Source organism: Arthrobacter sp. zg-Y919, assembly GCF_030142045.1.
Lineage (GTDB): Bacteria > Actinomycetota > Actinomycetes > Actinomycetales > Micrococcaceae > Arthrobacter_B.
In genome coordinates this window covers 2,630,933-2,654,691 of record NZ_CP126242.1, presented here as the reverse complement: position 1 = coordinate 2,654,691, position 23,759 = coordinate 2,630,933, and the positions used below count along the sequence as shown (strand labels likewise).

Here is a 23,759-nt window from a genome sequence, read left to right as displayed (position 1 = left end):
CAGGCGGCCGCGGCCGGCCCGCCGGGCTGTCCACGCTGGCTGACACATCGGCTGGCACATCCCCGGCATCCCGCACCCGGTCCCGCCCGGCGGCCTTGACGGCCCGCGGCTGGGGCTGGCGGCACGGCGGACGGACGGGCCCGGCGGTCTCAGGGCTGGACCTGACGGTTTCCCCCGGTGAACGGGTGCTGCTGCTCGGTGCCTCCGGTGCCGGCAAATCAACGTTCCTGCACGCCCTCGCGGGGGTCCTGGGCCCCGATACCGGCGGCGAGGAGCACGGCACCCTGCTGCTCGACGGCGCCCATCCCGCCTCCCTCCGCGGCCGGGCCGGGCTGGTCCTGCAGGACCCGGATTCCCAGACCGTCCTGTCCCGGGTCGGGGACGAAGTAGCGTTCGGCGCGGAGAACCTGGCGGTTCCGGCCGCCGAAATCTGGCCGCGGGTGCGGGCAGCACTGGCCGACGTCGGACTCGACGTTCCGCTGGACCGTTCCACGTCCGCGCTCTCCGGCGGGCAGAAGCAGCGTCTGGCCCTCGCGTCCGTCATGGCCATGGAACCCGGACTGCTGCTCCTGGACGAACCCACGGCCAACCTGGACCCCGACGGGGTAGTGGAAATCCGCGACGCCGTCACCCGGGTGCTGGACCGTACCGGCGCCACGCTCATCGTGGTGGAGCACCGGGTGGAGGTCTGGGCCGGCGTCGTGGACCGCGTGGTGGTCCTTGCCGCCGGCGGCGGGGTGCTGGCGGACGGCTCCCCGGAGCAGGTACTCGGCAATCCCTCACACCGGCGCACCCTGGCGGAGTCCGGTGTCTGGCTTCCCGGCAGCGGACCGGAAATCCCGGGCGGACCCTGGACCGCTGCCGCCCCCAGCCCCCGGCTGCTGGAGGCGCGCGGATTGGCTGTGGCCCGCACGGGCCGGGGCCCTGCGGTGCTGACGGGAGTGGACGTGAGCCTGAACGCCGGAACCGCCGTCGGCATCACCGGACCCAACGGCGCCGGGAAATCCACCCTCGCCCTGACCCTGGGCGGGTTGCTCCGGCCCAGGGACGGTACCCTGGCCGCTGCTCCGGTGCTGGCCGGAACCGCCCGGCCGGAACCCGGCCGCTGGACCTCCGCGCAGCTGGTGGACCGGATCGGCACCGTCTTCCAGGAGCCGGAACACCAGTTCCTGGCCACCACCGTGCTGGACGAACTCGCCTTCGGGCCCAGGCGGCTCGGCCGGGACACGGATGCGCAGGTGCTGGCCACGGTGCAGCTCCTCGCTGAACGGCTGCGGCTGGACAGATTGCTGGACGCCAGCCCGTTCACGCTGTCCGGCGGGGAAAAACGCCGGCTCTCCGTAGCAACCATGCTGGCGACGGAGCCGTCCATCCTGCTGCTGGACGAACCAACCTTCGGACAGGACGCACGCACCTGGGCAGAACTTGTGGCCCTGCTGCGCGGGCAGTTGGCGGAGGGACGCTGTGTGGTGTCCGTGACGCACGACGCCGAGTTCATCTCTGCGCTCGCCTCCCGCGAGCTGCGGGTGGTGGACGGAGTGCTGACAGCAGTGGGTAGTGCCCCCGCGCCCGCACCCGCACCCGCGCCCGCCGGCGTGGCCGGTCCGGTGCCGGATGCCGGGGTGAGTCCGTGAGCGCCGCAGTTGCCGGGGCACCGGCGCCGTCCGCCCGGACGTTCCTTGCCCGGGCCAATCCGCTGTCGAAGCTCGCGGCGGCAGTGTTCCTGACCCTGGCCGTACTGATCACGGTGGACTGGGTGAGCGCCGCCGTCGTCCTCACCGCCGAGCTGGCCCTGCTGCCGCTGCTGCATATCCGGCCGGGGACGCTGGTACGGCGGATCTGGCCGCTGCTTGTTGCGGCCCTGATCGGGGCGTGGGGGACGGCGCTGCTGGCGGAGAAGACCGGAACGGTGCTGTTCGACGCCGGTCCGCTGGTGTTCACCTCCGGTTCCATAGCCGCGGGTATTGCCATCGGCCTGCGCGGCCTGGCGATTGCGCTGCCGGGAATCTATCTGCTGGCCACCACGGATCCCACGGACCTGGCCGATGCCCTGGCCCAGAAGCTCCGGCTGCCGCACCGCTTTGTGCTGGGCGCCTTGGCGGCCATGCGGCTGGTGGGCCTGCTCGTGGAGGAATGGCGCACCATCGGCCTGGCCCGGCACGCCCGCGGGGCCGGTCCCGACGCCGGGGGAGCCGCGCGGCTCCGCGGCTTCGCGGGGCAGTCCCTGGCCTTGCTGGTGCAGGCCATCCGCCGTGCCACGCGCCTCGCCACGGCCATGGAAGCGCGTGGCTTCGGGGCTGCGGAACGTTCCTGGGCCAGGACGTCCACCTACAGCCGGATCGATGCCGTCATTTTCGGGGCAGGGCTGGCCGTGTCCGCGGCAGCCGTGGCCGCGGCGGTGACCGCCGGAACCTTCAACTTCATCCTGACCTGAGGCCGGCCCTGGGGGCTGGCCACTCCCGGGTCAGAGCGCTTCGTCCGCCAGTCGGGTGAGTTCGCTGTTCAAAGCTGCGGAAAACGGCAGTTCCCGCCCGTCGATGGACCGGACCGGCACCAGCAGGCGGATGCTGGAGGCCAGCCAGACGCCGTCGGCCGCGAACAAATCCTCCGGCACCAGCGGTCCGTAACCCAGTTCCCAGCCGGCTGCCTCGGCTGCCTTGAAAAGGGCGTCCTGCGTGGTTCCGGCCAGGATGCCGCTCTTCCGCTCCGGGGTGAGGAGGGTGCGCACACCGTTGCGCTCGCGGGCGAGCACCACGGTGGAGGTGGGCCCTTCGAGGACCTTGCCGTCGGAGGAGGTGAAAATCGCGTCGTCGGCGCCGTTCTGCTTTACGTAGCGCAGGGCAGCCATGTTCACGGCATAGGAGAGCGTCTTGGCGCCAAGCAGCAGCCACGGCGCGCGGGCGGCGGCCAGGCTGTCGTAACCACGGTCCAGGAGCAGGACCTTGATGCCCTCAGCACGCTGCCGGGAGGCATCGGCGGCCGCCGTCACCTGCACCCACGCGGTGGGCGTATCCGCACCCTCGACGCCTCGGGTCACCACGAGCTTCACGGCTGCCCGGCCGGTGTCACCGGTGCCCTCCGCCTCAGCATGCAGCTGAAGGGCCGTGGCGATGGCCCGTTCCCACGCCTTCCGGGAAGGAATCTCCAGCTCCAGCAACTGCGCGGAGGAGGCCATCCGGTCCAAGTGGGCATCAGGCTTGCGGGGGACCCCATCCACGGCCAGCAGGGATTCAAAGATCCCGTCTCCGCGCGTCACGCCCAGGTCATTAATCATCAGCTGCGGCTCACCGGCGTCGGCCGGCCGGCCGTCGGGGAAGGCGGAATCCAGGAAAACCAGAACAGTCATGGCACCAGCGTAATCCCGGAGGCCCGGGAGCAGCCTCCGGGCGGATAAGCTGTCTCCAAGGCGGCTTTGGGGAGGAGCAAGAGTGTGTGGTGGTCTCTGACCGGTGTTGAGCTGTCCGGATGGACGGCCGTCGTTCTGACGGCGGTGGATTACGCGATCCGGATTATTGCCCTGGGCGTTGTTCCCGGCAACCGCCGCCCCACCACCGCGATGGCCTGGCTGCTGTGCATCTTCTTCCTCCCGATTCCCGGCATCATCCTCTTTTCCCTCTTTGGCAACCACCGCCTCTCCGAGCAGCGCGTGAAGCGGCAGGCGGAAATCAACCGGCTGGTCCGGGAGAACACCAAGGAACTGGAAACCGAGGGCACCAACTACAGTGGCCCCGAGTGGGTGCTGAATGCGGCCGAACTGAACCGCCGGCTGGGGTCCTTCCCCACCCTGGACGGCAACAAGGTGGAGCTGCAGCGCGACTACCACGAGTCCATCACGGAAATGACCCGCGAAGTGGAAAAAGCCACGCGGTACGTCCACGTGGAGTTCTACATCATGGGGTACGACGACGTCACCCGCGGGTTCTTCCGTGCGCTGAAGGACGCTGCCGGCCGGGGCGTCACCGTCCGCCTCCTGTTCGACCACATCGGCACCCTGCGCATTCCCGGCTACCGGAAGCTGCTGCGTGAACTGCGCAGCAGTGATATCCAGTGGCGGCGGATGCTCCCGGTCGAGCCGTTCCAAGGGCGCTGGCGCCGGCCGGACCTGCGCAACCACCGCAAAATCCTCGTGGTGGACGGTGCGGTGGCCTTCACCGGTTCACAGAACCTGGTGGAACCGGCCTACAACAAGCGCCGCAACCGCCGGTCCGGGCGCAATTGGGTCGAGCTGATGGCCCGCGTGGAAGGTGCCGTGGTGGATGAACTCAACGTCGTTTTCGCCACCGACTGGAACGCGGAAACGGACGAAAACCTGGAGCAGGAACTGGACCTGTACGACTGGTCCTTCGATCCGGGGGACGTCACCTGCCAGGTGGTTCCCAGCGGTCCCGGCTTCAGCACGGAAAACAACCTGCGCCTCTTCGCGTCCCTGATCTATTCGGCCAGCGACCGCATCTCCATCACCAGCCCGTACTTCGTCCCGGATGACACCTTGCTGTACGCGGTGACCACGGCAGCGCAGCGCGGTGTGGCCGTGGAGCTGTTTGTGTCCGAGAAGGGCGACCAGTTCCTGGTGGACCACGCGCAGCGTTCCTATTACGAGGCGCTGCTGCGGGCGGGCGTCCGGATTTACCAGTACCCCAAGCCGCTGGTGCTGCACGCGAAGCACTTCACCATCGACAACGAGGTGGCCGTGCTGGGGTCCAGCAACATGGACATGCGGTCCTTCTCGCTGAACCTCGAAGTGTCAGTGATGATGTTTGACGGCACCATTGTGGAACAGATGCGCCGCATCGAGGACACCTACCGGGCGCTGTCCAAGGAACTGATCCTGGAGAACTGGGTGGGCCGGCCGGTGTGGCAGCGGTACATCGACAACGTCGCCAGGTTGACGGCCACCCTGCAGTAGGTTTTTGACTCCGCGCGTCCCCAGCCAGCCCAGCCAGCCCGGCCGGTTTTCCGGGCAGGGTCTAGCGAGGGAGGCAGGCGAGGACCGCGGCCAGTGCGGTTGCGGTGTTTCCCTGCGGCCCCACGAGGGACACGGTGAGGTCCGCGGCGGAGGCGGCGTCGTCGTCGGCCGCCCAGCGGCGTTCCTGTGCCGCCCAGCGTTCCCAGTGCGGCGCGTAGGTTCCGCCGTCACGCGCCAGCGCACAGCGGCGCCGGACCGTTTCCTCCCCCTCCACCCAGACCGCGGTGTCCAGCAGGGCGCGCGCCTCTCGGTGCGCCGCGCCCACCCCTTCGAAGACCACGACGTCGGCCGGCTCGGTGGTGCGCCAGTGCCCGTAGCGTCCGGCCTCCCAGTCCCAGGCCTGCCAGCGTGCGGCCCGGTTCCCGGCGAGCGGGCGCAGGATCTGCTCGCGGTAATACGTCATTCCCGATTCGAGGCCGTCCCAGCCGGGATAAATGTCCTCCAGATGGAACAGCTGCACCGAGCCGCGGCGCGTCATGGCGGCGGCGATTTCCGTGGCCAGGGTGGTTTTGCCGGCACCGGAGAAGCCGTCCACGGCAATGAGCAGGGGAGCGCCGGGTCTAGCGGGCATCGCGGGTGCCGCCGGGGCACGCGGTCAGGAATCGGAACATTCCCTAAGCCTAGCCAGAAAGGTCAGGCCCTCAGGAGCAGCTCCCCGCAGGGGATCAGGAACCAGCCCTCCGGGGCGGCGGCCCACTCCTGCCAGCCTGCCGCGAGCCGCTGCAGCCCCTGCGCGTCCGCCAGTCCGCGGTCCTGTGCCTGCTCTCCGAAGGCCGAATGCAGCACGCGTTGGGACCAGGAGTCCGCATGCCAGCTCCGCTCCGCCGGTGTGGCGTAGAGCCAGTTGGACGATGAGGGCGTGATTTCAGTGAAACCTGCCTCCAGCGCCCAGGCGAGCAGGTGCCTGCCGGCGTCGGGCTCGGCGGAGTTGCCGCGTGCAATCAGCTGGTAGATCCGCATCCATTCCGCCAGTTCCGGCGTGGGCGGATGCCAGACCATGCCGGAGAAATCGGCGTCGCGCACTGCCACCAGTCCGCCCGGCTTGGCGACCCGGCGCATTTCCCGCAGTGCGGCTACCGGATCCATCAGATGCTGGAGCACCTGGTGCGCATGGACAACGTCGAAGGTTTCGTCCGGAAAATCCAGGTCGTAGACATTCCCCGCAACGAAGGAGGCATTGGCCAGCCCCCGTCCCGCGGCGAGATCCCGGGCCTGGACCAGCACGTCCTCGGAGGAGTCCAGTCCCACCACCGGGCCGGGAGCCGTGAGTGCCGCAAGGTCCGAGGTGATGCTCCCCGGCCCGCACCCGACGTCGAGCAGGCTCATCCCGGGAGCCAACTCCGGCAGCAGGTACCCGGCACAGTCCTGCGCGGTGCGGACGGCATGGACGTCCACCACGCTGTGGTGGTGGCCGTGGGAATAGGTTTCGGAAGCCATGGCAGGACCCTACCGCCCGCCGGGCCGTTTGCGCGGAAGGAACGGCGGACCGGCCCGCGCAGTTCCCACCGCCGCAAAGTTGAGCCGGGAACGCTCAAGTTTGTTGACAAAGAAGTACCGCTGAGTAAAGTTGAGTGCAGAACGCTCAATTGCTCTACGTGGCTGACGGTGCGGCTTCCTTCAGGGAAGCCCAGGCCGGAAAGCCACGAGATGCGGGTTTCTCCAAAGAAAGAGGAAGCAAATATGTCACGTGCAGTAGGTATTGACCTCGGTACCACCAACTCGGTTGTCTCGGTCCTCGAAGGCGGCGAGCCCACGGTTATCGCCAACGCCGAAGGCGGCCGCACCACTCCGTCCGTCGTAGCCTTCGCCAAGTCCGGCGAGGTGCTGGTTGGCGAGATCGCCAAGCGCCAGGCCGTCAACAACATTGACCGGACCATCGCTTCCGTCAAGCGCCACATGGGCACCGACTGGAACGTCGACGTGGACGGCAAGAAGTACACCGCCCAGGAGATCTCCGCCCGCATCCTGATGAAGCTGAAGAACGACGCCGAGGCCTACCTCGGTGAGAAGGTCACGGACGCCGTGGTCACCGTTCCCGCCTACTTCAACGACGCAGAGCGCCAGGCCACGAAGGAAGCCGGCGAAATTGCCGGCCTGAACGTGCTGCGCATTGTCAACGAGCCCACCGCGGCTGCCCTGGCCTACGGCCTGGACAAGGGCAAGGAAGATGAACTCATCCTCGTCTTCGACCTCGGCGGCGGCACCTTCGACGTCTCCCTGCTGGAAGTCGGCAAGGACGAAGACGAATTCTCCACCATCCAGGTCCGCGCCACGGCCGGTGACAACCGCCTCGGCGGCGACGACTGGGACCAGCGGATTGTTGATTACCTGCTGAGCCAGGCCAAGGCCAAGGGTGCGGATCTGTCCAAGGACAAGATCGCCCTGCAGCGCCTGAAGGAAGCAGCGGAGCAGGCCAAGAAGGAACTCTCCTCGGCCACCTCCACCAACATCTCCCTGCAGTACCTCTCGGTCACCCCCGAAGGCCCGGTCCACCTGGATGAGCACCTGTCCCGTGCCAAGTTCCAGGACCTGACCAAGGACCTGCTGGACCGCACCAAGAAGCCGTTCCAGGACGTCATCAGCGAAGCCGGCATCAAGGTTTCCGACATCGACCACATCATCCTCGTGGGCGGTTCCACCCGTATGCCTGCCGTCTCCGAACTGGTGAAGGAACTGGCCGGCGGCCAGGAGCCGAACAAGGGCGTCAACCCGGACGAGGTTGTCGCCGTGGGCGCAGCCCTGCAGGCCGGTGTACTGAAGGGTGAGCGCAAGGACGTGCTGCTCATCGACGTCACCCCGCTGTCCCTGGGCATCGAAACCAAGGGTGGTGTGATGACCAAGCTGATCGAGCGCAACACGGCCATCCCCACCAAGCGCAGCGAGACCTTCACCACCGCGGATGACAACCAGCCGTCCGTGGCCATCCAGGTCTTCCAGGGCGAACGCGAGTTCACCCGCGACAACAAGCCGCTGGGCACGTTCGAGCTGACTGGCATTGCGCCGGCTCCGCGCGGCGTCCCGCAGATCGAGGTCACCTTCGACATCGACGCCAACGGCATTGTGCACGTGTCCGCCAAGGACAAGGGCACCGGCGCCGAGCAGTCCATGACGATCACCGGCGGGTCCTCCCTCAACAAGGAAGACATCGACCGGATGGTGCGCGAAGCCGAAGAGCACGCAGCCGAAGACAAGCTGCGCCGCGAGGCTGCAGACGTCCGCAACTCGGCCGAGCAGCTCGCCTACTCGGTGGACAAGCTCCTCACCGACAACGACGACAAGCTGCCCGAAGACGTCAAGACCGAGGTCAAGGGCGACGTCGACGCGCTGAAGAAGGCGCTCGAGGGCACCGACAACGACGACGAGGTCAAGACCGCGTTTGAGAAGCTGCAGGCTTCCCAGACCAAGCTGGGCGAAGCCATCTACGCCCAGGCCTCCGCCGCCGGTGCCGAAGGCGCCCCCGGCGCTGCTGACGGTGCTCCGGCCGGTGACGGCGCAGGTAGCGCCGCCGGTGACGAAGACATCGTTGACGCCGAAGTTGTCGACGACGAAGAAAAGAAGTAATCATGCCGGCGGAAAACGAGCACGGTAACCCTCCCGAAGGTGAAGAGCCGGTAAACGGCACACCCGACCCGGGCGAGGCAGCGGATTCCGCCAACGGCGCCGCGGCGGGGGAGGAAGCTTCGGCTTCCACCCCGGCCGCGGGAGCCGACGGAGATGCACTCTCCCAGGCGGAGCAGATCCTGAACAATGCCGACGTGCCGGCGCAGCCGGCCGCCACCGGTTCGCCCGAGGCAGCTGAACTGCGTAACGACCTGCTGCGCCTGCAGGCCGAGTACGTGAACTACCGCAAGCGGGTGGAGCGTGACCGCGACGTCGCCCGGGACATGGCCGTTATTGGTGTACTGAACTCCCTGATGCCTGTCCTGGACGACATCGACGCCGCGCGCCAGCACGGTGACCTGGCCGAGGGACCCTTCGCGGCGATCGCTGCCAAGCTGGAGAACTCGCTGAAGACGTACGGACTCAGCCGCATCGATGAAACCGGAGTGGAGTTCGATCCGAACATCCACGAGGCGCTCATCCAGCAGCAGAGCGCGGATGTCACGTTCGATACCGTCACGCAGATCCTGAGGGCCGGCTACAAGTCCGGTGCCCGGGTACTGCGTGCCGCGCAGGTGATTGTTTCGGTTCCGGAACAGTAGTAGTACCGTGTCCGGGGCCGCAGTACAGCGGCCCCGGACACTTTTTCCATCGGCAGGTCCCGCAGCAGGGGCAGCAGGCCCGGCGGCCGGGTTTTTCGGCCAAGCAGCGGGATCCGCACATGAGGAAGGGACACCAATTGGCTAGTCAGGATTGGGTCGATAAGGACTTTTACAAGATTCTGGGTGTTCCCAAGGATGCGTCCGACGCCGACATCAAGAAGGCGTACCGGAAACTGGCACGGAAGTACCATCCCGACCAGAACCAGGGCGATGCCGACTCGGAACGGATGTTCAAGGACCTCTCCGAGGCGTATTCGGTGCTCTCCGACGCCGAGGAACGCCAGCAGTACGACGCCATCCGCGCCATGGGAGGCGGCGCCCGGTTCACTGCCGGCGGTGCTCCCGGTGGTGGCGGCGGAGCCGGCGGGGCGGGCTTCGAGGATATCTTCGGTGACCTGTTCGGCCAGACCGCACGCGGCGGCAGCCGGCGGACCACCTTCAACGCCGGCGGCAGCAACATCCCACCCGAATTCGCCGATCTCTTCGGCGGCGGCAGCGGATTCGGAGGGGGCGGCTTCGGCGCACCGCCGCCCACCAAGGGCGCGGACCGTACCGCCAGCACCACCATTTCCTTTGCCGGTTCCATCAACGGAACCGTGATTGGGCTGCGCGAACCCAACGGCGACGTCGTCGAGGTCCGCGTTCCCGCCGGGGTCAAGGACGGCCAGAAGATCCGGGTCCGCGGCAAGGGCCAGCCCGGCCCCGCCGGCGCCGGAGACCTGATGGTCACCGTCCACGTCACCCCGCACGACTTCTTCGTCCGCGAGGGCAACAACATCCGGATCCACGTGCCGGTCTCGTTCCCCGAGGCCGCCCTGGGGGCCACGATCGAGGTTCCCACGCTGACGTCGGACACCGTCCGGCTCAAGGTACCCGCCGGAACGCCGTCGGGACGCACCCTGCGGGTCAAGGGACGCGGCGTCCACACGTCCAAGGGCAACGGCGACCTGCTGGTGACCATCGACGTCGCCGTACCGACACACCTGAACAAGGATGCCCGGGCGGCCGTGGAGGCTTTTGCCGACGCCACCAAGGGTGAGGACCCCCGGGTCGGATTGGCAGCAAAAGCACGGCTCTAGTGGGCGGGTCCGCCCGCCGGAGGATGAACGTCCCGCGCTACCATTTCAACAGCAGTGAAGGAGGAACAATGGGCATAGACGTCAATGCGCCTATCTTCGTGATCTCCGTTGCCGCTGAACTCGCGGAGATGCATCCCCAGACCCTCCGGCAATACGACCGGCTCGGGATTGTCCGGCCCAGCCGGGCCCCGGGCCGCGCACGCCGCTACTCCCAGCGCGACATTGAACTGCTGCGCGAGGTCCAGAAACTCTCCCAGGAGGGCGTTTCCCTTGAGGGAATCAAACGGATCATGGAGCTGCAGAACCAGGTCACGGGCCTGCGGCAGCGGATCGTGGAACTCTCCACCGAACTGGATGAGGCCCAGCGCCGGTCCCCGGACCGCAGCCGCGTCTTCGCGGCCGGGCTTGCCGGCGACGTCGTGACCCTCAGCCGGGGCCAGCGCCCGCCAGCATCCGCCGCCGCGGCGGTCCAGCAGCTCGGCCTGGTCTCGCTGATGGAGCGCCGGAGCCGGCTGCGCGCTTTGCCCGCCGGAAAGTCGGCGGAGCGGAACTACGCCGACGACGGGTACATCCAGTCCCTCTAGGCACCCGCCCGTGCGGGACCGCGGTTCAGCTGAAAGACCCTGCCCGTGTGACACAATGCCGGGATGCCATATGAGGAAACGCCGGTAGGCACGGTCCGGGCGCTGTACCGGTACCCCGTCAAGTCAACAGCGGGACAGGCACTGCGCACCGCGACCGTGACCGACAGGGGGCTGCTGCACGACCGCCGTTGGGCTGTCTATACCGGCGACGGCGGCATTGCCAGCGGCAAGCGGACCCAGCGCTTCCGCCCCGTCCCCGGCCTGATGCAGTGGTCCTCCAGTATTGCGGACGCTTCCGGTGTACCCCTGCTCGTCAGCCCCGGGGGCCTCCGCTACCGGGCGGATGATCCCGCTGCCTCCCGGGCCCTGAGTGCAGCCTTCGGACAGGACCTGATGGTGCGGCCCGAAACCACCATTCCGCACCACGATGAAACGCCCCTGCACCTGGTGACGACCTCCTCGCTTGCCGCTCTCTCCGCATTAACCGGTGGGGCGGTGGATGAACGCCGTTTCCGCCCCAACATCGTCCTGGACACCGGGATGCTGCCTGCCTTCTGCGAGGACGACTGGATCGGTGCCGAACTGGCCCTCGGAGACGGAGTAGTCCTGCGTCTGGGAGAGGGGATGCCGCGCTGCGTCATGATCGACCAGGCGCAGGCGGGGATCCCGGCAGAGAGCAAAGCCTTGAAGCTTCTCGGCGGGATCCATTCCACGGAATTCGGTCTGCAGGCCTATATCGTTCGCACCGGAACGCTGGCGGAGGGTGACGTTGCCGCCCTCCGCCGCACACCGGGATAGCAGCGGGAGGGCTCAGGCGCCCATGAGCCCGGTTCCGGGGGTCGGTCCTGCCCAGCCGTAGCGCAGGAGGACGGCGCCTTTTTCCGAACCGGCTGAAGCTCCGAGCAGTTTCAGTTCCGCGGGCGGTCCGTCCGGAGGAAACAGGCGTTTGCCGGAGCCCAGTACGACGGGATACACCCACAGGTTAAGGGAGTCGAACATACCGCCCGCAACCAGAGCGCGGGCGAAATCGATGCTCCCTATGACGTGGATTTCCCGGTGCCGCGCCCGTAGGCCTGCCACCGCCTCCGCCAGGTCTCCACCAAGGAGGTGCGAGTCCCGCCATCGGCCAAGATCCGGAGTTCCCCGGGACGCCACGTATTTCGGGATGGCATCGAATTTCCGGGCAATCGACGAATCCGTCCCCTCCAGCTGACCCGGCCAGTACGCCGCAAAAATGTCATAGGTTTTCCTCCCCAGCAGCAGCGCGTCCATGGCGTGGATGCCCTCGTCCACCTGCGCCCCAACTGCTTCGTCGAACAGGGGAGCCTGCCACCCGCCGTAGGCGAAGCCGGCCTCCGGGTCCTCCTCCGGACCGCCCGGAGCCTGGGCAACACCGTCCAGGGTCATGAATATGTCGATGGATACACGGCCTGCCATGCTGCCCTCCCGTTGCTTGCGGCACTGGGCCCCGGTGCCCGGCAACATGCTGGCGGTGCTGCGCAGCACCTGTCAATGGGTGGGAGACGGAGAGGCGGTTCCCTCGGAAGGAAAAGCAGCCAGACGACTAGTGCAGCCGACGTGCCCGCAGCACCACGTCCTCCTTGTGGTGCGCCCCGGCACCGGCGGAAACGTGCCGCGGGCGGATTTCGTCCACCTCCACCTGCCAGCCGTCATCGAGAAGGGCTGCCACGTCTCCGGGGAGCACATATTCGCTGAGGTCCACGCCGTGGTCCTGGGCCCCGTGGCCCTCCGCCCCGTGCGCCGCAGGCAGCGCATGGTGCACCAGGAGGAGCACACCGCCGGGGGCGACGGCCTGAAGCAGGGCCTGTTCAGCAATGTTCTGCTCGGTGCGGGGGAGCACCGGGTACTGTGCCGAAACCAGCTCGAAGGATGCCGGGGGAAGCGCAGCCTCGACCAGGCCCGAATGCAGCCAGGTCACCTCCACCGAAATCCGTTCGGCCTGGCGGGCGGCCCGGGAGAGCGCAATCCCGGAGACATCCAGTGCGGTCACGTCCCAGCCCTGTTGGGCCAGCCAGAGGGCGTCGGCGCCCTCACCGCAGCCGACGTCCAGCGCACGTGCGGGCGCAAGCCCGCTGGCTTCACTGACGAGGACGGGATTCGGCTGGCCGCTCCACAACCCGTCGCTGCCGGCGTAACGCTCGTCCCAGTGCGCCTCCACCGCTGCAGGATCCCGCAGTGGAGGCTGAGGGGTGCCGCTGCGGTCCGCGGGATGTGCTGAGTCAGGAGAAGCTGGGTTTGGAGATTCCATATCTGCAGGATGGCGCCGTCAGGCTATGTCCGCCAAGTTCTTTTGCCGAAGCGGCAAAAGCACCTGGCGGACAGTCACTTGTATCAGCTTCGGGCTTTGGCGTCCGGGCGGAGCCGGATAAGCCGCTGCGGGCCGTCGTCGTCCAGTTCCACCAGGTCGCCGTGCGAAGAGAGGAAATCGGTGAAGGACCGGAAGCCCAGCGGCTTCTCGTTGAAGGCCGGATCCATCCGGCGCATCTGGTTCTTGACCGTGCCCGTGTTGAGCCACTCGTCGGCGTCGCCCTTGGCATGGCCGATCTGCAGTGCCCGCACGAGCAGCTCCGTCGCGACGACACCCGGGTCGACGTCGTCGGCGGGTTCCGGCTCGTCGAATGCAGCCTGTCCGGTGTGCGAGAACATCGGAACAGTGGTGAGCCGGCGTGCAGGGGCCGGATCCGCCTGCTCCGGAGCCTGTCCCTTCTCCGCCGAAGATTCGGCCGCAGGGGGAGCAGCAGCAGCGGCTACGATGCCCGGCAGGGAATCGTAGTCCTCGAACTCGTCACAGGCCGCGGCGAGGGAGGTACTGGTGGATCCGGCGACGCCGATGCCAACCACGAAGCGGCCCAGGCGCTTGGACTTCTGCGCGAGGGCAATGTAATCGGAATCGCCGGCCACGATGATGATGTGCGTGAGGTCGGGCAGCCGGAAGAGGTCTTCGACCACGTCCACGGCGAGACGGATGTCCGCGCCATTCTTGGTTCCACGGGTGGTGGTGGTGAAGAGCTGGGTGAGGTCCACAGCCCGGGACATCAGCTGGCGCTGGTAGCTCGCGTTGACCGGCACGGACCAGTCGGCATAGGCACGGTTAACCACCAGGGTGCCGAAGGACGCGGCGAAGTCGATGATGGCATTGAAGTCCACCGTCGCTGCGGTGAGCTTGGCGGCTACCTCGGGGTCGGCCTCACGGCTGGTCCGGTCAAAGTTGCGGATGCCGTCGCGCTGGAAGGCGTTGCGGCCGTGCAGCTGCTGGTAGCGCGAGATGACAATGTTGTCGAAGTCGATGTAGAGGCCGACGCGGGCGTCGTTCGGTTCAGTCATTTTTTGGTTAGATCCTCCGGTAAGCAAGGTCGAAAATCAGTCGGCCGGCCTCGTGGGCCTTGTTTTCAAAGCTGGTCAGTGTCCGGCCCTCAAAGCGGGGGGCCCACCCGCCGAGGGTGTCCACCTCGTCCTGGGGTGCCTTGTTTTCGAGGCCTTCCCGGTTCACGCGGGTCAGCGGGCTCTGGTCGCCGGCATGCTCACCGGTGTGCAGGTTCTCAAACGAGGCCGAAGCGTCAAGCACTTCGCGCATCTGCACGGCGTAGTCGGACCAGTCGGTGGCCAGGCGCCAAGTGCCGCCGGGTACCAGCACCCGGGCCACGAGCTCGGCAAAGGATTCCTTCACCAGACGGCGCTTGTGGTGCCGGGTCTTGTGCCAGGGGTCCGGGAAGAACACCCACACCTCGTCCACGGAGCCGGCGGGGAGCATGGTGCTGAGCACCTCCGGCGCATTGGCCTGGACCACGCGGATATTCGTCAGGCCCTTCTGGCCGATCCGCTGCAGCGTCTGCGCCAGACCGGGGAGATAGACCTCCACGGCCAGGAAGTCCTTGTCCGGGTTCTGCTCGGCTGCGTGTGCAACGGCTTCACCCAGCCCGGAACCGATTTCGACGACGAGCGGAGCCGTGCGCCCGAACTCGGCAGCGGCGTCGAACACGTACTCGGGGTGCACCGAGGTGTCTGCTTCATCACGCGGGACATCCACAACGAAGCGGTCCGAGAGTTCATCCCAGGCCTGCTGGCGGCGGCCCTGCAAGCGCGAGCCGCGCCGGACAAAGGACACCGGCGCGCGGAAATGCTGCTCGCCGTCGGCGTCGGCGGCTGCGTCCGTGGACCCGTTTTCGGCGGCGTCGGGCAGGGCTGGTTCAGTAGTCATTACCGTTAATGCTATCGGCTGGGACCGGTCCGGATTTCACTGCCGCCCCTGCCGCCGATTAGGAAAGATTGCGCATTACGGTAAACTGAAGGCAGATGTTGGTCCTGCCACTGTCAATCCCGGTTGAAACGTTGAGTCGAAACCATTGGTGAAACGGTGTGTGTAAGCAGTCCAGCCTGCGTCGATGAACGCTTTCTTTTGTCCCGCTTCAGTGCGGTAGACACTGTCTGACTTTTCTTCGGCGAACCCCCGGCCCAAACGGCGTTGGGGGCCTCTTACCGAAAGTTGCCTGTCTTTAATGACCACTTTTGCTGCCCTTGGTGTGCCCAAGGCACTTGTTTCCTCCCTCGCCGCCGCCGGAATCGACGAGGCCTTCCCCATTCAGGTGGAAACCCTTCCGGATACACTCAAGGGCCGTGACGTCCTGGGCCGTGGCCGCACCGGCTCCGGCAAGACGCTGGCGTTCTCCCTTCCGCTGGTTGCTCGGCTGGCCGAGAATGAAGCAGCTTACCGCCGCCGCCCGAACCGCCCGCTGGGCCTGGTCCTGGCGCCGACCCGCGAGCTGGCCACACAGATCAATAACGTGATTGAGCCCCTGGCCAAGGAGCTGGGCCTGAACACCACCGTGATTTACGGCGGCGTGTCCCAGCAGCGCCAGGAAAAGGCACTCAAGGCCGGCGTCGACATTGTCATCGCCTGCCCCGGCCGCCTCGAAGACCTGATGAAGCAGAAGGTCATCAGCCTCGAGTCCGTCGAAATCACCGTGCTGGACGAGGCCGACCACATGGCCGACCTCGGCTTCCTGCCGGTTGTCCAGCGCCTGCTGGACCGCACTCCGGAAAAGGGCCAGCGGATGCTGTTCTCCGCCACCCTGGACAACGGCGTGGACAAGCTGGTCCGCCGCTACCTGTCCAACCCGCTGACGCACTCCGTGGATGAGCCGCAGGCAGCTGTGTCCACCATGGAGCACCACGTGCTGCTGGTCCAGGACCAGACGGCCAAGAAGCTGCTGGTCAAGGAACTGGCCGGTGGCCAGGGCCGCCGCATCATGTTCATGCGCACCAAGCACCACGCCCGCAAGATGGCCCAGTTCCTCACGGACAACGGCATCCCCACGGTGGACCTGCACGGCAACCTGTCCCAGAATGCCCGTGACCGCAACCTGGCGGAGTTCGCTTCCGGCGACGTCCGCGTGCTGGTAGCCACCGATGTCGCCGCCCGCGGTGTCCACGTGGATGACGTTGAACTCGTGGTCCACATTGATCCGCCCACGGAACACAAGGCCTACCTGCACCGTTCAGGCCGTACGGCCCGCGCCGGATCCAGCGGAACCGTGGTGACGCTGACCCTCCCGGAGCAGAAGAGCGAGGTGTCGAAGCTGATGAAGGCTGCCGGCGTCGACGTTTCCATCGAGAAGGTCAGCCACAATTCGCCGTCCATCGCCAAGCTTGTCGGCGAACGCGCGGCCGTCGTGGAACCGCACGTCCGAGCAGCGCAGCTTGCCGCCAAGTCCCCGCAGCAGGGTGGCGGGCGCTCCACCGGAGCCAATGCCCAGCGCAAGCGTGCAGCCCGGTCCACCGGTGCTCCCCGCGCCGGTGGACGCGGCGGCACAGGCGGACGTGGCCGCGTTTCGGCTGAACGTCCCGACCGCAGCGAACGCAATGACCGCGCAGCTGCCGGTGACGTGACGCAGCGCCCGGCCCGCTCGGGCGACGGCCGCCGCAACAGTGCTTCGGCTGCCACCGCATCCGGCCGTAACCGCCGTCCGGCCACCGGCCAGCGCGCCGAAGGTGCCGGCACCGGCCAGCGTGCGGGCGGAGCCGCCCGCGGCGCCGCTGGTGCTGCCTCCGGCCGTCCGGCACGCGCCGCCGGCCCCCGCCGCGCCACCGCGCCGGCGTCGAACGAACGCCGTTCCCGCTAGGGTTTAGCTCGACCGCAAAAGAGGCACCGCATCCACATGGATGGGGTGCCTCTTTTGCGCTGGAGGCCTATGTGGCGGAGGCGCAGGGACCTACTCGGTGTAAAGCCCCATTCCGCGCAGGACATTGCGGCGTGCGGCGTTCGAGATCAGGAACCGCCGTCCGGCCGTCACCTCCGGTTCAATGCGGACGAACGCGTTCTTGGTCCCCGACTGCCAGGGGAACAACGGCAGTTCCTCGGAGTCCATAACCTCGGCGTAGTCCTCCAACAGGGTGGCGCCACCCTTGAGGACGACGCTCCAGGCGGAGGAAAGGGTGTCGTCATAACCGTCGATCTCAAAAGCGACAGGACTGCCGGAGAGCGCACCGGCCAACTTGGTTCCCGCCGCGGTGCGGAAAACCACCGTGCCGTGGTCCACGGCGAAGTTAATCGGAAAAATCTCCGGGTGCCCGTCGACAACTACGGCAAGCCGGGCGAACCGCGCCTGCCGGATATAGTTCCAGCACTGGCTGGAGGTCAGGTGGTCCGGGGTGCTTTCGTCGCTGGTCAGCATGGCGACAGTCTAGGGCAGGAGCGGCCGGGCGGGTATGCAGGCGGCAAAGCCGTGGCTTATGCGGGGCCGGTGGAGAACAATGGAGCCATGAAAGCGATCCTGAACATCATCTGGCTCCTGTTCGGCGGTATTTGGCTGGCCCTCGGGTACGCCTTGGCGGGGGTGGTGTGCTGCCTGTTGATCGTGACCATTCCGTTCGGCATTGCGTCCTTCCGGATCGCCAACTACGCCCTCTGGCCGTTCGGGCGGACGGTGGTGGACCGGGGCGGCTTTACGGGTCCGCTCAGCCTGCTGGGCAATGTCATCTGGCTGCTGCTGGCCGGGATCTGGATTGCCATCGGACACGTCCTCACGGCCATTCCGATGTTCGTAAGCATTGTCGGGATCCCGCTGGGTATCGCCAACCTGAAGATGCTGCCGATTTCACTGATGCCGTTGGGTAAGGTCATTGTCCCCACGGACACCTGGCAGGTCACGCCGTATGCCGGCAGCGCCTACCGGCAGCCCGGATACGTGGGCCGGATGGCGCCGCATCAGCAGTGGCCCTCCTGACCGGCTGCGGCGGCCGGTAAGGCCCGGGTATCCCCGGTTAGCCCTGGGCGCCTTCGAGGAACGCCTTCATCAGCGGACCGCCCGACGTCGAGCCCCGCTCGCCCTGCTCCACGAACACCGCAACTGCGAGGTCACCCTGGATGGCCAGCACCCAGGCGTGGGTCTCCGGCGGGTCCTGGCTGCCGAACTCAGCGGTGCCGGACTTGGCCAGCACGGGCTCTCCGGGGACGCCCAGCAGCATCTGCACCCCGCCTTCGGCCACTACGGCCCGCATCATCTCCCGCAGGGAGGCAGCCTCTTCGCCGCTGAGGTTTCCCGGGGCCGTGGATTCCGTGGCAGTGGGTGAAGCTGTGGCGGAAGCTGACCCCTCAGCCGGTACCGGAGTGCCGGTCGACTGCCGGATCAGGGTGGGGGAGACGCGTTCACCCTTGCCAATGGAGGCACCGGCAACAGCCATGGACAGGGGAGATACCAATACCTGTCCCTGCCCGATCAACGAGGCGGCATGCTGGGTGCCTTCCGCCTCGGCGGGCACGGAGCCGAAGAACGCGTCGGTTCCGATCGAAGCTTCGACGCCGATGCCCAGATCGGCGGCGGCAGCCGAGAGGCTCTGCTGCGATACCGTGTCCCGGGCATTGAGGAACGCGGTGTTGCAGGAGTTTGCGAAGGCCGTCCGCAGCGGGACCGCGCCAGTGGCAGCGGCCGGATACCCGGGGACATTGCTGAATTTCCGGCCGTCGACGGTGAGGTCGGCGGGGCAGTCGACGGTGCTGGCCGGGGTACTGCCGCTGCGCAGCATCGCCAGGGCGGTGGCGGTCTTGAAGGTGGAGCCCGGCGGGTACTGGCCGAGCAGGGCGGTCTGCTGGCCTTCGCTGCCCGGCCCATTGGCCGCGGTCAGGATTTCCCCGGTGGAGGGCTGGATGGCCACGATCGCGGACGCCGAGGGTTCCTGTTCCAGGATGCCTTCGGCCAGCGCCTGCAGCCGAGGATCCAGCGTGGTGTGCAGGGCTGTACCGAGCTGCGGGTCCTGCTGATGGACGGTGTCATTGGTCCCGGCTGCGTTCTCCACCGTGATCTGGATGCCGGGGCTGCCTTGAAGCTGTGCGTCGTACTGTTTCTGAAGCCCGGAGAGCCCGGTCTGGTCTCCGGCGGACAATCTGCCTTCGGAATCCTCGATGAGTTCCGCCGTCGCCTCTCCCACCGTGCCGAGAAGGGCGCGGGCAAAGCTCCGGGTGGGAGCCAGGATCCGCTGGGCAGGCAGGGCCAGTGCCCCCGGGATGGCTGCGACGCCGTCTTCGGTTGCCGGGCCGTCCGCCTCGGCACGCTGGACAAGCGCCTCGACAAACGCCTCGGGACCGGCGCCCTGGACCGCCGCGGTGTACGCAGCGGGGTCCAACCCCACCAGGTTTGCCAGGGCAGCCGCTGAGGAGGCCTGCTGTTCCTCGGGGAGATCAGGCTTGTTGATGCCGATGCGCAGCACCGGCTGCAGACCCATCAGGGGATTCCCGTTACGGTCCACGATGTCAGCACGGCCGCCGGGTGTTGTGGTGCGCACCAGCCGGTCGCCGTCGACCAGGGAGCTGAACAGGACGGAGGGCTCCCACTGGACGAGCCATTTATCATCGTCGCCGCGGCGGAGCTGGGCGGTGGTTTCGTAGGACCAGTCCGGGGACGAATCATTGTTGACGTCCCAGTCGTAGGCCAGCCGCGCGGAGGCGGCTTCGTCGTCGTCCTCGTTTTCGTCGATCCCGGCCACTGTGACTTCCGGGCGGCCCGGGCCCATATCAACGACCAGCTGCTCCAGTTCTGCGTTGACCTCGGACGCGTCGCCCTCCGTAAAGACCGACGCCGACAGGTCCATCTCGCTCAGGCCCTGTGCGAGGGCTGCTGCGGCGTCGTCGGGAGACGGCTTGTCTCCCGAGCAGGACACCAGGGTCAGTGTCAGGGCAGCGGCGGCAAGAACGGAAACTGGCGTACGGTTTTTCCCCATCCGCACAGGGTACCGTGCGCTGGCGCAGACACGATGAAGGGCTGCGGGAATCCTCTGCCTGGTTGCGCAGGGGGTGGCGGTGCGCTGCGGTTTGCGGACCCTGTGCAGGGTCTGGTTTCCCTGCTACGGTTTTGAAAACGGCCAATGTGTGGCCACTCATGACAGCTCTCATGACATCTTTGAATACAACCCGCTTCCACTGGCAACCTGCTGACGGCCGTCACGGCCGCGATGGCCGCTGGAGGACCGGATCGGTTGCCGGTTGTTCTACGGCAGGAGTGGGCAAATGTCCGATCTGGACATGATTCTCGAGAAGACGGTGCGATCCTACGGGCGCCGGCAGATTCAGGCAGGCCACGCGTTGATGATCGTGATGGCGCGGGAGATTCCCTACCCCATCGGCGAGGTGTGGTCAGCCATCGCCGACCGGGACCGGCTGGGCCAATGGGTGGCACTGCCGGAAGGTGACCTGCGGCGCGGTGGGAGCTACACCCTTCCTGACGGCTCCCACGGAACCATCCTCCGGTGTGATGGTCCCCGCCTTCTGACCGTGTCCTGGTCCCGGGAGGCAAACTCCGTGGCCGAGGTGGAGTTCCATCTGACCGGGGAGGACGGGTCCACCCGGTTTGAGCTGCGCTACGCGTCCGTCCGGAAGGGATTTGCCGTAACGGCTGCCCCCGGAGCCGGGCTCTGGACCGGCGGTGCCGGGTGGGAATACTTCCTCGACGTCCTGGAAGAGTACCTGGCCGGACGCATCCCCGAAGAGCCCCCGGGAATCCAGTTCGAAATCGAGTCCGAAGGCGCCCTCGCGGATCTCTTCGAGGCCCGCAACCAACGGTGGCGCCAGACCGCCGATGACTTCGATCAGGAGCACATTCCCTAGGGGACTGCCGGGGCCGGAGGTGCTGTGGATAACTTTACTTCTAAAGTTGAGCTGACTAGACTCAACTCTGCCTAGCAGCACCCCCTGAAGTATTTCGCTGAGGTTTTTGAGGAGCCCCCGTGGACACTAAATTCACGAACAAGAGCCAGGAAGCCCTCTCGGCTGCCGCGATGAACGCCAATACTGCGGGAAACCCGCAGATTGAACCGTCCCACCTGCTGAAAGCGCTCATGGACCAGCGGCAGGGTGTGGCTGTCGCGTTGCTGAAGGCCGCCGGAGTAAATGCAGATACCGTCAGTGCGGCCGCCAGCAGCGCCATTCACCAGCTTCCGTCGTCTTCGGGGTCATCGGTGGCGCAGCCGCAGTTTTCCCGGCCGCTGCTGCAGGTCATCAACGCCGCGCAGCAGGAAGCCGAGCAGCTCGGCGATGCCTTTGTTTCCACGGAACACCTCCTGCTGGGGTTGTCCCTGGACAGCGGTCCCGCCGGAAAAGCGCTGCGGGACAACAATGCCGGACATGACGCCCTGAGCGCCGTGCTCCCATCCGTACGAGGAGACCGCAAAGTGACCAATGCCGACCCGGAGAACACCTTCCAGGCACTGGAGAAATTCAGTACCGACCTGACGGAAATGGCCCGTTCGGGCAAACTGGACCCGGTGATCGGCCGGGACGCGGAAATCCGCCGCGTCATCCAGGTGCTGAGCCGCCGGACCAAGAACAATCCGGTATTAATCGGCGAGCCGGGCGTAGGCAAAACAGCTGTCGTTGAAGGGCTGGCCCAGCGCATCGTTGCCGGAGACGTGCCCGAGAGCCTCTCCGGCAAAACCCTGCTGTCCCTGGACCTTGGGTCCATGGTTGCCGGTGCTAAGTACCGCGGTGAATTCGAGGAACGCTTCAAGGCGGTGCTCGAGGAAATCTCCAACGCCGAGGGGCAGATCGTGACCTTTATCGACGAGTTGCACACCGTCGTCGGCGCCGGTGCAGCCGAAGGGTCAATGGATGCCGGGAACATGCTTAAGCCGATGCTGGCGCGCGGGGAGCTGCGACTGATCGGTGCCACCACGCTGAACGAATACCGAGAGAACATTGAAAAGGACGCGGCCCTGGAGCGGCGCTTCCAGCAGGTCTATGTGGGGGAGCCCAGCGTCCCGGACACCATCGGCATCCTCCGCGGCCTGAAGGAACGCTACGAAGCCCACCACAAGGTCGCCATCGCGGACTCCGCACTGGTGGCCGCCGCGACCCTGTCCAACCGTTACATCACCGGCCGCCAGCTTCCAGACAAGGCCATTGACCTGGTGGACGAGGCAGCTTCCCGGCTGCGGATGGAAATCGATTCCGCACCCGAGGAAATCGACGAACTCCGGCGTGCCGTAGACCGGCTCACCATGGAAGAGCTGGCACTGGCCAATGAAACCGACGAGGCCTCGATTGAGCGGCTGGCGGTCCTGCGCGAAGACATGGCCAACAAGAAGGAACAGCTGGCTGCGCTTAACGCCCGGTGGGAGGCGGAGAAGGCCGGACTGAACCGCGTCGGTGACCTCAAAGCGAAGATTGATGCGCTGCGCAGCGAAGCGGAGAAATTCCAGCGCGACGGTGACCTCACCGAAGCCTCCCGCATTCTGTACGGCGAAATTCCGGCTCTCCAGAAGGAGCTGGACGCTGCCCAGCAGGCCGAGGAGAACAACTCCGGCGAGGGAGCCAAGGAGCTCATGGTCTCCGAAGAGGTCACCGCCGATGACATCGCGGAAGTGGTCTCTGCGTGGACCGGAATTCCCTCCGGACGCATGCTGCAGGGCGAGTCGCAGAAGCTCCTCGACATGGAGGAGGCCATCGGCTCGCGCCTGATCGGGCAGGGTAAGGCGGTGGCAGCGGTGTCCGACGCCGTGCGCCGTTCCCGCGCCGGCGTCAGCGACCCGGACCGTCCCACCGGTTCCTTCCTCTTCCTCGGTCCCACCGGCGTCGGCAAGACCGAGCTGGCCAAGGCGCTGGCGGACTTCCTCTTCGACGACGAGCGGGCCATGGTGCGCATCGACATGAGTGAGTACTCCGAAAAGCACTCGGTCTCCCGCCTTGTCGGTGCACCTCCCGGCTACGTCGGCTACGAAGAGGGCGGCCAGCTTACCGAAGCGGTACGCCGCCGCCCCTACTCGGTGATCCTCCTCGACGAAGTGGAGAAGGCGCATCCCGATGTCTTCGACATCCTGCTTCAAGTGCTCGACGACGGCCGGCTCACCGACGGCCAAGGGCGCACGGTCGACTTCCGCAACGTCATCCTGATCCTCACGTCCAACCTCGGATCCCAGTTCCTCGTGGACCCGGGCCTGACCGAGGAGCAGAAGCGCGAGTCGGTGATGGCCATGGTCAACGCCAACTTCAAGCCTGAGTTCCTGAACCGGCTCGATGACGTCATCCTGTTCGACCCGCTGAGCCTGGAGGACCTGACCCGGATTGTGGACATCCAGGTACGCGCCCTCGCCAGCCGTCTGCACGAGCGCCGGCTGGTGCTGGACGTGACCGACGCTGCACGGGAATGGCTGGCGCTGACCGGCTATGACCCGGCCTACGGCGCCCGGCCGCTGCGCCGCCTGGTGCAGCGGGAGATTGGTGACCAGCTGGCGCGCGGCATCCTGGCCGGGAAGATCAGCGACGGCGACACCGTCCTGGTGGACCGCACCGCGGACGGACTGGACGGCGACGGGCTGGTGGCCGAGCCCGGTCTAACGGTGGCAGCTGTCGCCTAGCCCGGGA

The 23,759-nt window shown here is 66.9% G+C and carries 20 protein-coding genes and 1 pseudogene; 12 read left to right on the top strand and 9 right to left on the bottom strand.

The window, feature by feature from the left end:
• Positions 1-35: 35 nt before the first annotated feature.
• Together QNO10_RS12495 and QNO10_RS12490 are read left to right on the top strand one after the other, a co-directional pair.
• Positions 36-1,634 (top strand): ABC transporter ATP-binding protein, encoded by a 1,599-nt coding sequence (locus tag QNO10_RS12495; protein ID WP_229946891.1) that lies wholly within the window; start codon positions 36-38, stop codon positions 1,632-1,634.
• Positions 1,631-2,434, top strand: coding sequence for an energy-coupling factor transporter transmembrane component T family protein (locus QNO10_RS12490; protein ID WP_229946817.1), 804 nt, complete (start codon positions 1,631-1,633; stop codon positions 2,432-2,434). Before QNO10_RS12495 ends, QNO10_RS12490 begins: the two co-directional genes overlap by 4 nt.
• Before the next feature lie 30 nt (positions 2,435-2,464).
• Here the strand turns inward: QNO10_RS12490 and QNO10_RS12485 are convergent, their stop codons facing one another.
• Entirely contained in the window at positions 2,465-3,346 is an 882-nt protein-coding gene (locus QNO10_RS12485; RefSeq protein WP_229946819.1) for an aminodeoxychorismate lyase, read from the bottom strand.
• Between the two features lie 84 nt (positions 3,347-3,430).
• Here QNO10_RS12485 and cls point away from each other — a divergent pair, with 84 nt between their 5' ends.
• On the top strand, positions 3,431-4,906 hold the full coding sequence (gene cls / locus QNO10_RS12480; RefSeq protein WP_442860225.1) for a cardiolipin synthase: 1,476 nt from the start codon (positions 3,431-3,433) through the stop codon (positions 4,904-4,906).
• A 61-nt stretch (positions 4,907-4,967) separates the two neighbouring features.
• Here cls and QNO10_RS12475 read toward each other — a convergent pair whose 3' ends face one another.
• Together QNO10_RS12475 and QNO10_RS12470 are read right to left on the bottom strand one after the other, a co-directional pair.
• Complete coding sequence (locus tag QNO10_RS12475) at positions 4,968-5,537, bottom strand: nucleoside/nucleotide kinase family protein (RefSeq protein WP_229946821.1); 570 nt, start codon at positions 5,535-5,537, stop codon at positions 4,968-4,970.
• Positions 5,538-5,599: 62 nt separating this feature from the next.
• Positions 5,600-6,403, bottom strand: a complete 804-nt coding sequence (locus QNO10_RS12470; RefSeq protein ID WP_229946823.1) for a methyltransferase domain-containing protein — start codon at positions 6,401-6,403, stop codon at positions 5,600-5,602.
• A gap of 243 nt (positions 6,404-6,646) precedes the next feature.
• Between QNO10_RS12470 and dnaK the strand changes: the two genes are divergently transcribed.
• The 5 genes and pseudogenes from dnaK (at position 6,647) to QNO10_RS12445 (ending at position 11,689) form a co-directional block, all read left to right on the top strand.
• Entirely contained in the window at positions 6,647-8,527 is a 1,881-nt protein-coding gene (dnaK, locus tag QNO10_RS12465; RefSeq protein ID WP_229946825.1) for a molecular chaperone DnaK, read from the top strand.
• Positions 8,528-8,529: 2 nt separating this feature from the next.
• Positions 8,530-9,168 carry a nucleotide exchange factor GrpE gene (locus tag QNO10_RS12460; protein ID WP_229946828.1) on the top strand — a complete coding sequence of 213 codons (639 nt, stop codon included), beginning with the start codon at positions 8,530-8,532 and terminating at the stop codon, positions 9,166-9,168.
• 137 nt (positions 9,169-9,305) lie between these two features.
• Positions 9,306-10,307, top strand: coding sequence for a DnaJ C-terminal domain-containing protein (locus QNO10_RS12455; RefSeq protein ID WP_229946830.1), 1,002 nt, complete (start codon positions 9,306-9,308; stop codon positions 10,305-10,307).
• 68 nt (positions 10,308-10,375) lie between these two features.
• Positions 10,376-10,777, top strand: a pseudogene (locus QNO10_RS12450) (heat shock protein transcriptional repressor HspR); the annotation flags it as partial.
• A gap of 177 nt (positions 10,778-10,954) precedes the next feature.
• A complete protein-coding gene (locus QNO10_RS12445) occupies positions 10,955-11,689 on the top strand; it encodes an MOSC domain-containing protein (protein WP_229946833.1) in 735 nt (244 codons plus the stop codon).
• A 12-nt stretch (positions 11,690-11,701) separates the two neighbouring features.
• Here QNO10_RS12445 and QNO10_RS12440 read toward each other — a convergent pair whose 3' ends face one another.
• The 4 genes from QNO10_RS12440 to trmB form a co-directional block, all read right to left on the bottom strand.
• Positions 11,702-12,328 (bottom strand): dihydrofolate reductase family protein, encoded by a 627-nt coding sequence (locus tag QNO10_RS12440; RefSeq protein WP_229946835.1) that lies wholly within the window; start codon positions 12,326-12,328, stop codon positions 11,702-11,704.
• A 127-nt stretch (positions 12,329-12,455) separates the two neighbouring features.
• Positions 12,456-13,070 (bottom strand): class I SAM-dependent methyltransferase, encoded by a 615-nt coding sequence (locus QNO10_RS12435; protein WP_229946838.1) that lies wholly within the window; start codon positions 13,068-13,070, stop codon positions 12,456-12,458.
• Between the two features lie 173 nt (positions 13,071-13,243).
• The gene (locus QNO10_RS12430; RefSeq protein WP_229946840.1) at positions 13,244-14,236 is read right to left on the bottom strand and encodes an NYN domain-containing protein; all 993 of its coding nucleotides are present in this window, start codon (positions 14,234-14,236) and stop codon (positions 13,244-13,246) included.
• A 7-nt stretch (positions 14,237-14,243) separates the two neighbouring features.
• The gene (trmB, locus tag QNO10_RS12425; RefSeq protein WP_229946842.1) at positions 14,244-15,110 is read right to left on the bottom strand and encodes a tRNA (guanosine(46)-N7)-methyltransferase TrmB; all 867 of its coding nucleotides are present in this window, start codon (positions 15,108-15,110) and stop codon (positions 14,244-14,246) included.
• A 298-nt stretch (positions 15,111-15,408) separates the two neighbouring features.
• On the opposite strand from trmB, the gene QNO10_RS12420 reads away from it, so the two are divergent.
• Positions 15,409-17,031 (top strand): DEAD/DEAH box helicase, encoded by a 1,623-nt coding sequence (locus tag QNO10_RS12420; RefSeq protein WP_229946844.1) that lies wholly within the window; start codon positions 15,409-15,411, stop codon positions 17,029-17,031.
• Positions 17,032-17,121: 90 nt separating this feature from the next.
• On the opposite strand, the gene QNO10_RS12415 is transcribed toward QNO10_RS12420, so the two are convergent.
• Positions 17,122-17,583, bottom strand: coding sequence for a pyridoxamine 5'-phosphate oxidase family protein (locus QNO10_RS12415; protein WP_229946846.1), 462 nt, complete (start codon positions 17,581-17,583; stop codon positions 17,122-17,124).
• Positions 17,584-17,670: 87 nt separating this feature from the next.
• Between QNO10_RS12415 and QNO10_RS12410 the strand changes: the two genes are divergently transcribed.
• Positions 17,671-18,135 carry a YccF domain-containing protein gene (locus QNO10_RS12410; protein ID WP_229946849.1) on the top strand — a complete coding sequence of 155 codons (465 nt, stop codon included), beginning with the start codon at positions 17,671-17,673 and terminating at the stop codon, positions 18,133-18,135.
• Between the two features lie 37 nt (positions 18,136-18,172).
• On the opposite strand, the gene QNO10_RS12405 is transcribed toward QNO10_RS12410, so the two are convergent.
• The gene (locus tag QNO10_RS12405) at positions 18,173-20,125 is read right to left on the bottom strand and encodes a penicillin-binding transpeptidase domain-containing protein (RefSeq protein ID WP_229946850.1); all 1,953 of its coding nucleotides are present in this window, start codon (positions 20,123-20,125) and stop codon (positions 18,173-18,175) included.
• A 286-nt stretch (positions 20,126-20,411) separates the two neighbouring features.
• Here QNO10_RS12405 and QNO10_RS12400 point away from each other — a divergent pair, with 286 nt between their 5' ends.
• Positions 20,412-21,008: an SRPBCC domain-containing protein gene (locus tag QNO10_RS12400; RefSeq protein ID WP_229946852.1), complete on the top strand. Its 597-nt coding sequence runs from the start codon at positions 20,412-20,414 to the stop codon at positions 21,006-21,008.
• Between the two features lie 119 nt (positions 21,009-21,127).
• A complete protein-coding gene (clpB, locus tag QNO10_RS12395; RefSeq protein WP_229946854.1) occupies positions 21,128-23,752 on the top strand; it encodes an ATP-dependent chaperone ClpB in 2,625 nt (874 codons plus the stop codon).
• The last annotated feature ends 7 nt before the right edge of the window (positions 23,753-23,759 follow it).

Excerpts from the sequence above, each read along its gene's own strand:
- QNO10_RS12485 (WP_229946819.1), bottom strand. The coding sequence starts at position 3,346 with ATGACTGTTCTGGTTTTCCTGGATTCCGCCTTCCCCGACGGCCGGCCG.
- QNO10_RS12475 (WP_229946821.1), bottom strand. The coding sequence starts at position 5,537 with ATGCCCGCTAGACCCGGCGCTCCCCTGCTCATTGCCGTGGACGGCTTC.
- QNO10_RS12470 (WP_229946823.1), bottom strand. The coding sequence starts at position 6,403 with ATGGCTTCCGAAACCTATTCCCACGGCCACCACCACAGCGTGGTGGAC.
- dnaK (WP_229946825.1), top strand. The coding sequence starts at position 6,647 with ATGTCACGTGCAGTAGGTATTGACCTCGGTACCACCAACTCGGTTGTC.
- QNO10_RS12460 (WP_229946828.1), top strand. The coding sequence starts at position 8,530 with ATGCCGGCGGAAAACGAGCACGGTAACCCTCCCGAAGGTGAAGAGCCG.
- QNO10_RS12445 (WP_229946833.1), top strand. The coding sequence starts at position 10,955 with ATGCCATATGAGGAAACGCCGGTAGGCACGGTCCGGGCGCTGTACCGG.
- QNO10_RS12440 (WP_229946835.1), bottom strand. The coding sequence starts at position 12,328 with ATGGCAGGCCGTGTATCCATCGACATATTCATGACCCTGGACGGTGTT.
- QNO10_RS12430 (WP_229946840.1), bottom strand. The coding sequence starts at position 14,236 with ATGACTGAACCGAACGACGCCCGCGTCGGCCTCTACATCGACTTCGAC.
- trmB (WP_229946842.1), bottom strand. The coding sequence starts at position 15,110 with ATGACTACTGAACCAGCCCTGCCCGACGCCGCCGAAAACGGGTCCACG.
- QNO10_RS12420 (WP_229946844.1), top strand. The coding sequence starts at position 15,409 with ATGACCACTTTTGCTGCCCTTGGTGTGCCCAAGGCACTTGTTTCCTCC.
- QNO10_RS12415 (WP_229946846.1), bottom strand. The coding sequence starts at position 17,583 with ATGCTGACCAGCGACGAAAGCACCCCGGACCACCTGACCTCCAGCCAG.
- QNO10_RS12410 (WP_229946849.1), top strand. The coding sequence starts at position 17,671 with ATGAAAGCGATCCTGAACATCATCTGGCTCCTGTTCGGCGGTATTTGG.
- QNO10_RS12405 (WP_229946850.1), bottom strand. The coding sequence starts at position 20,125 with ATGGGGAAAAACCGTACGCCAGTTTCCGTTCTTGCCGCCGCTGCCCTG.
- QNO10_RS12400 (WP_229946852.1), top strand. The coding sequence starts at position 20,412 with ATGTCCGATCTGGACATGATTCTCGAGAAGACGGTGCGATCCTACGGG.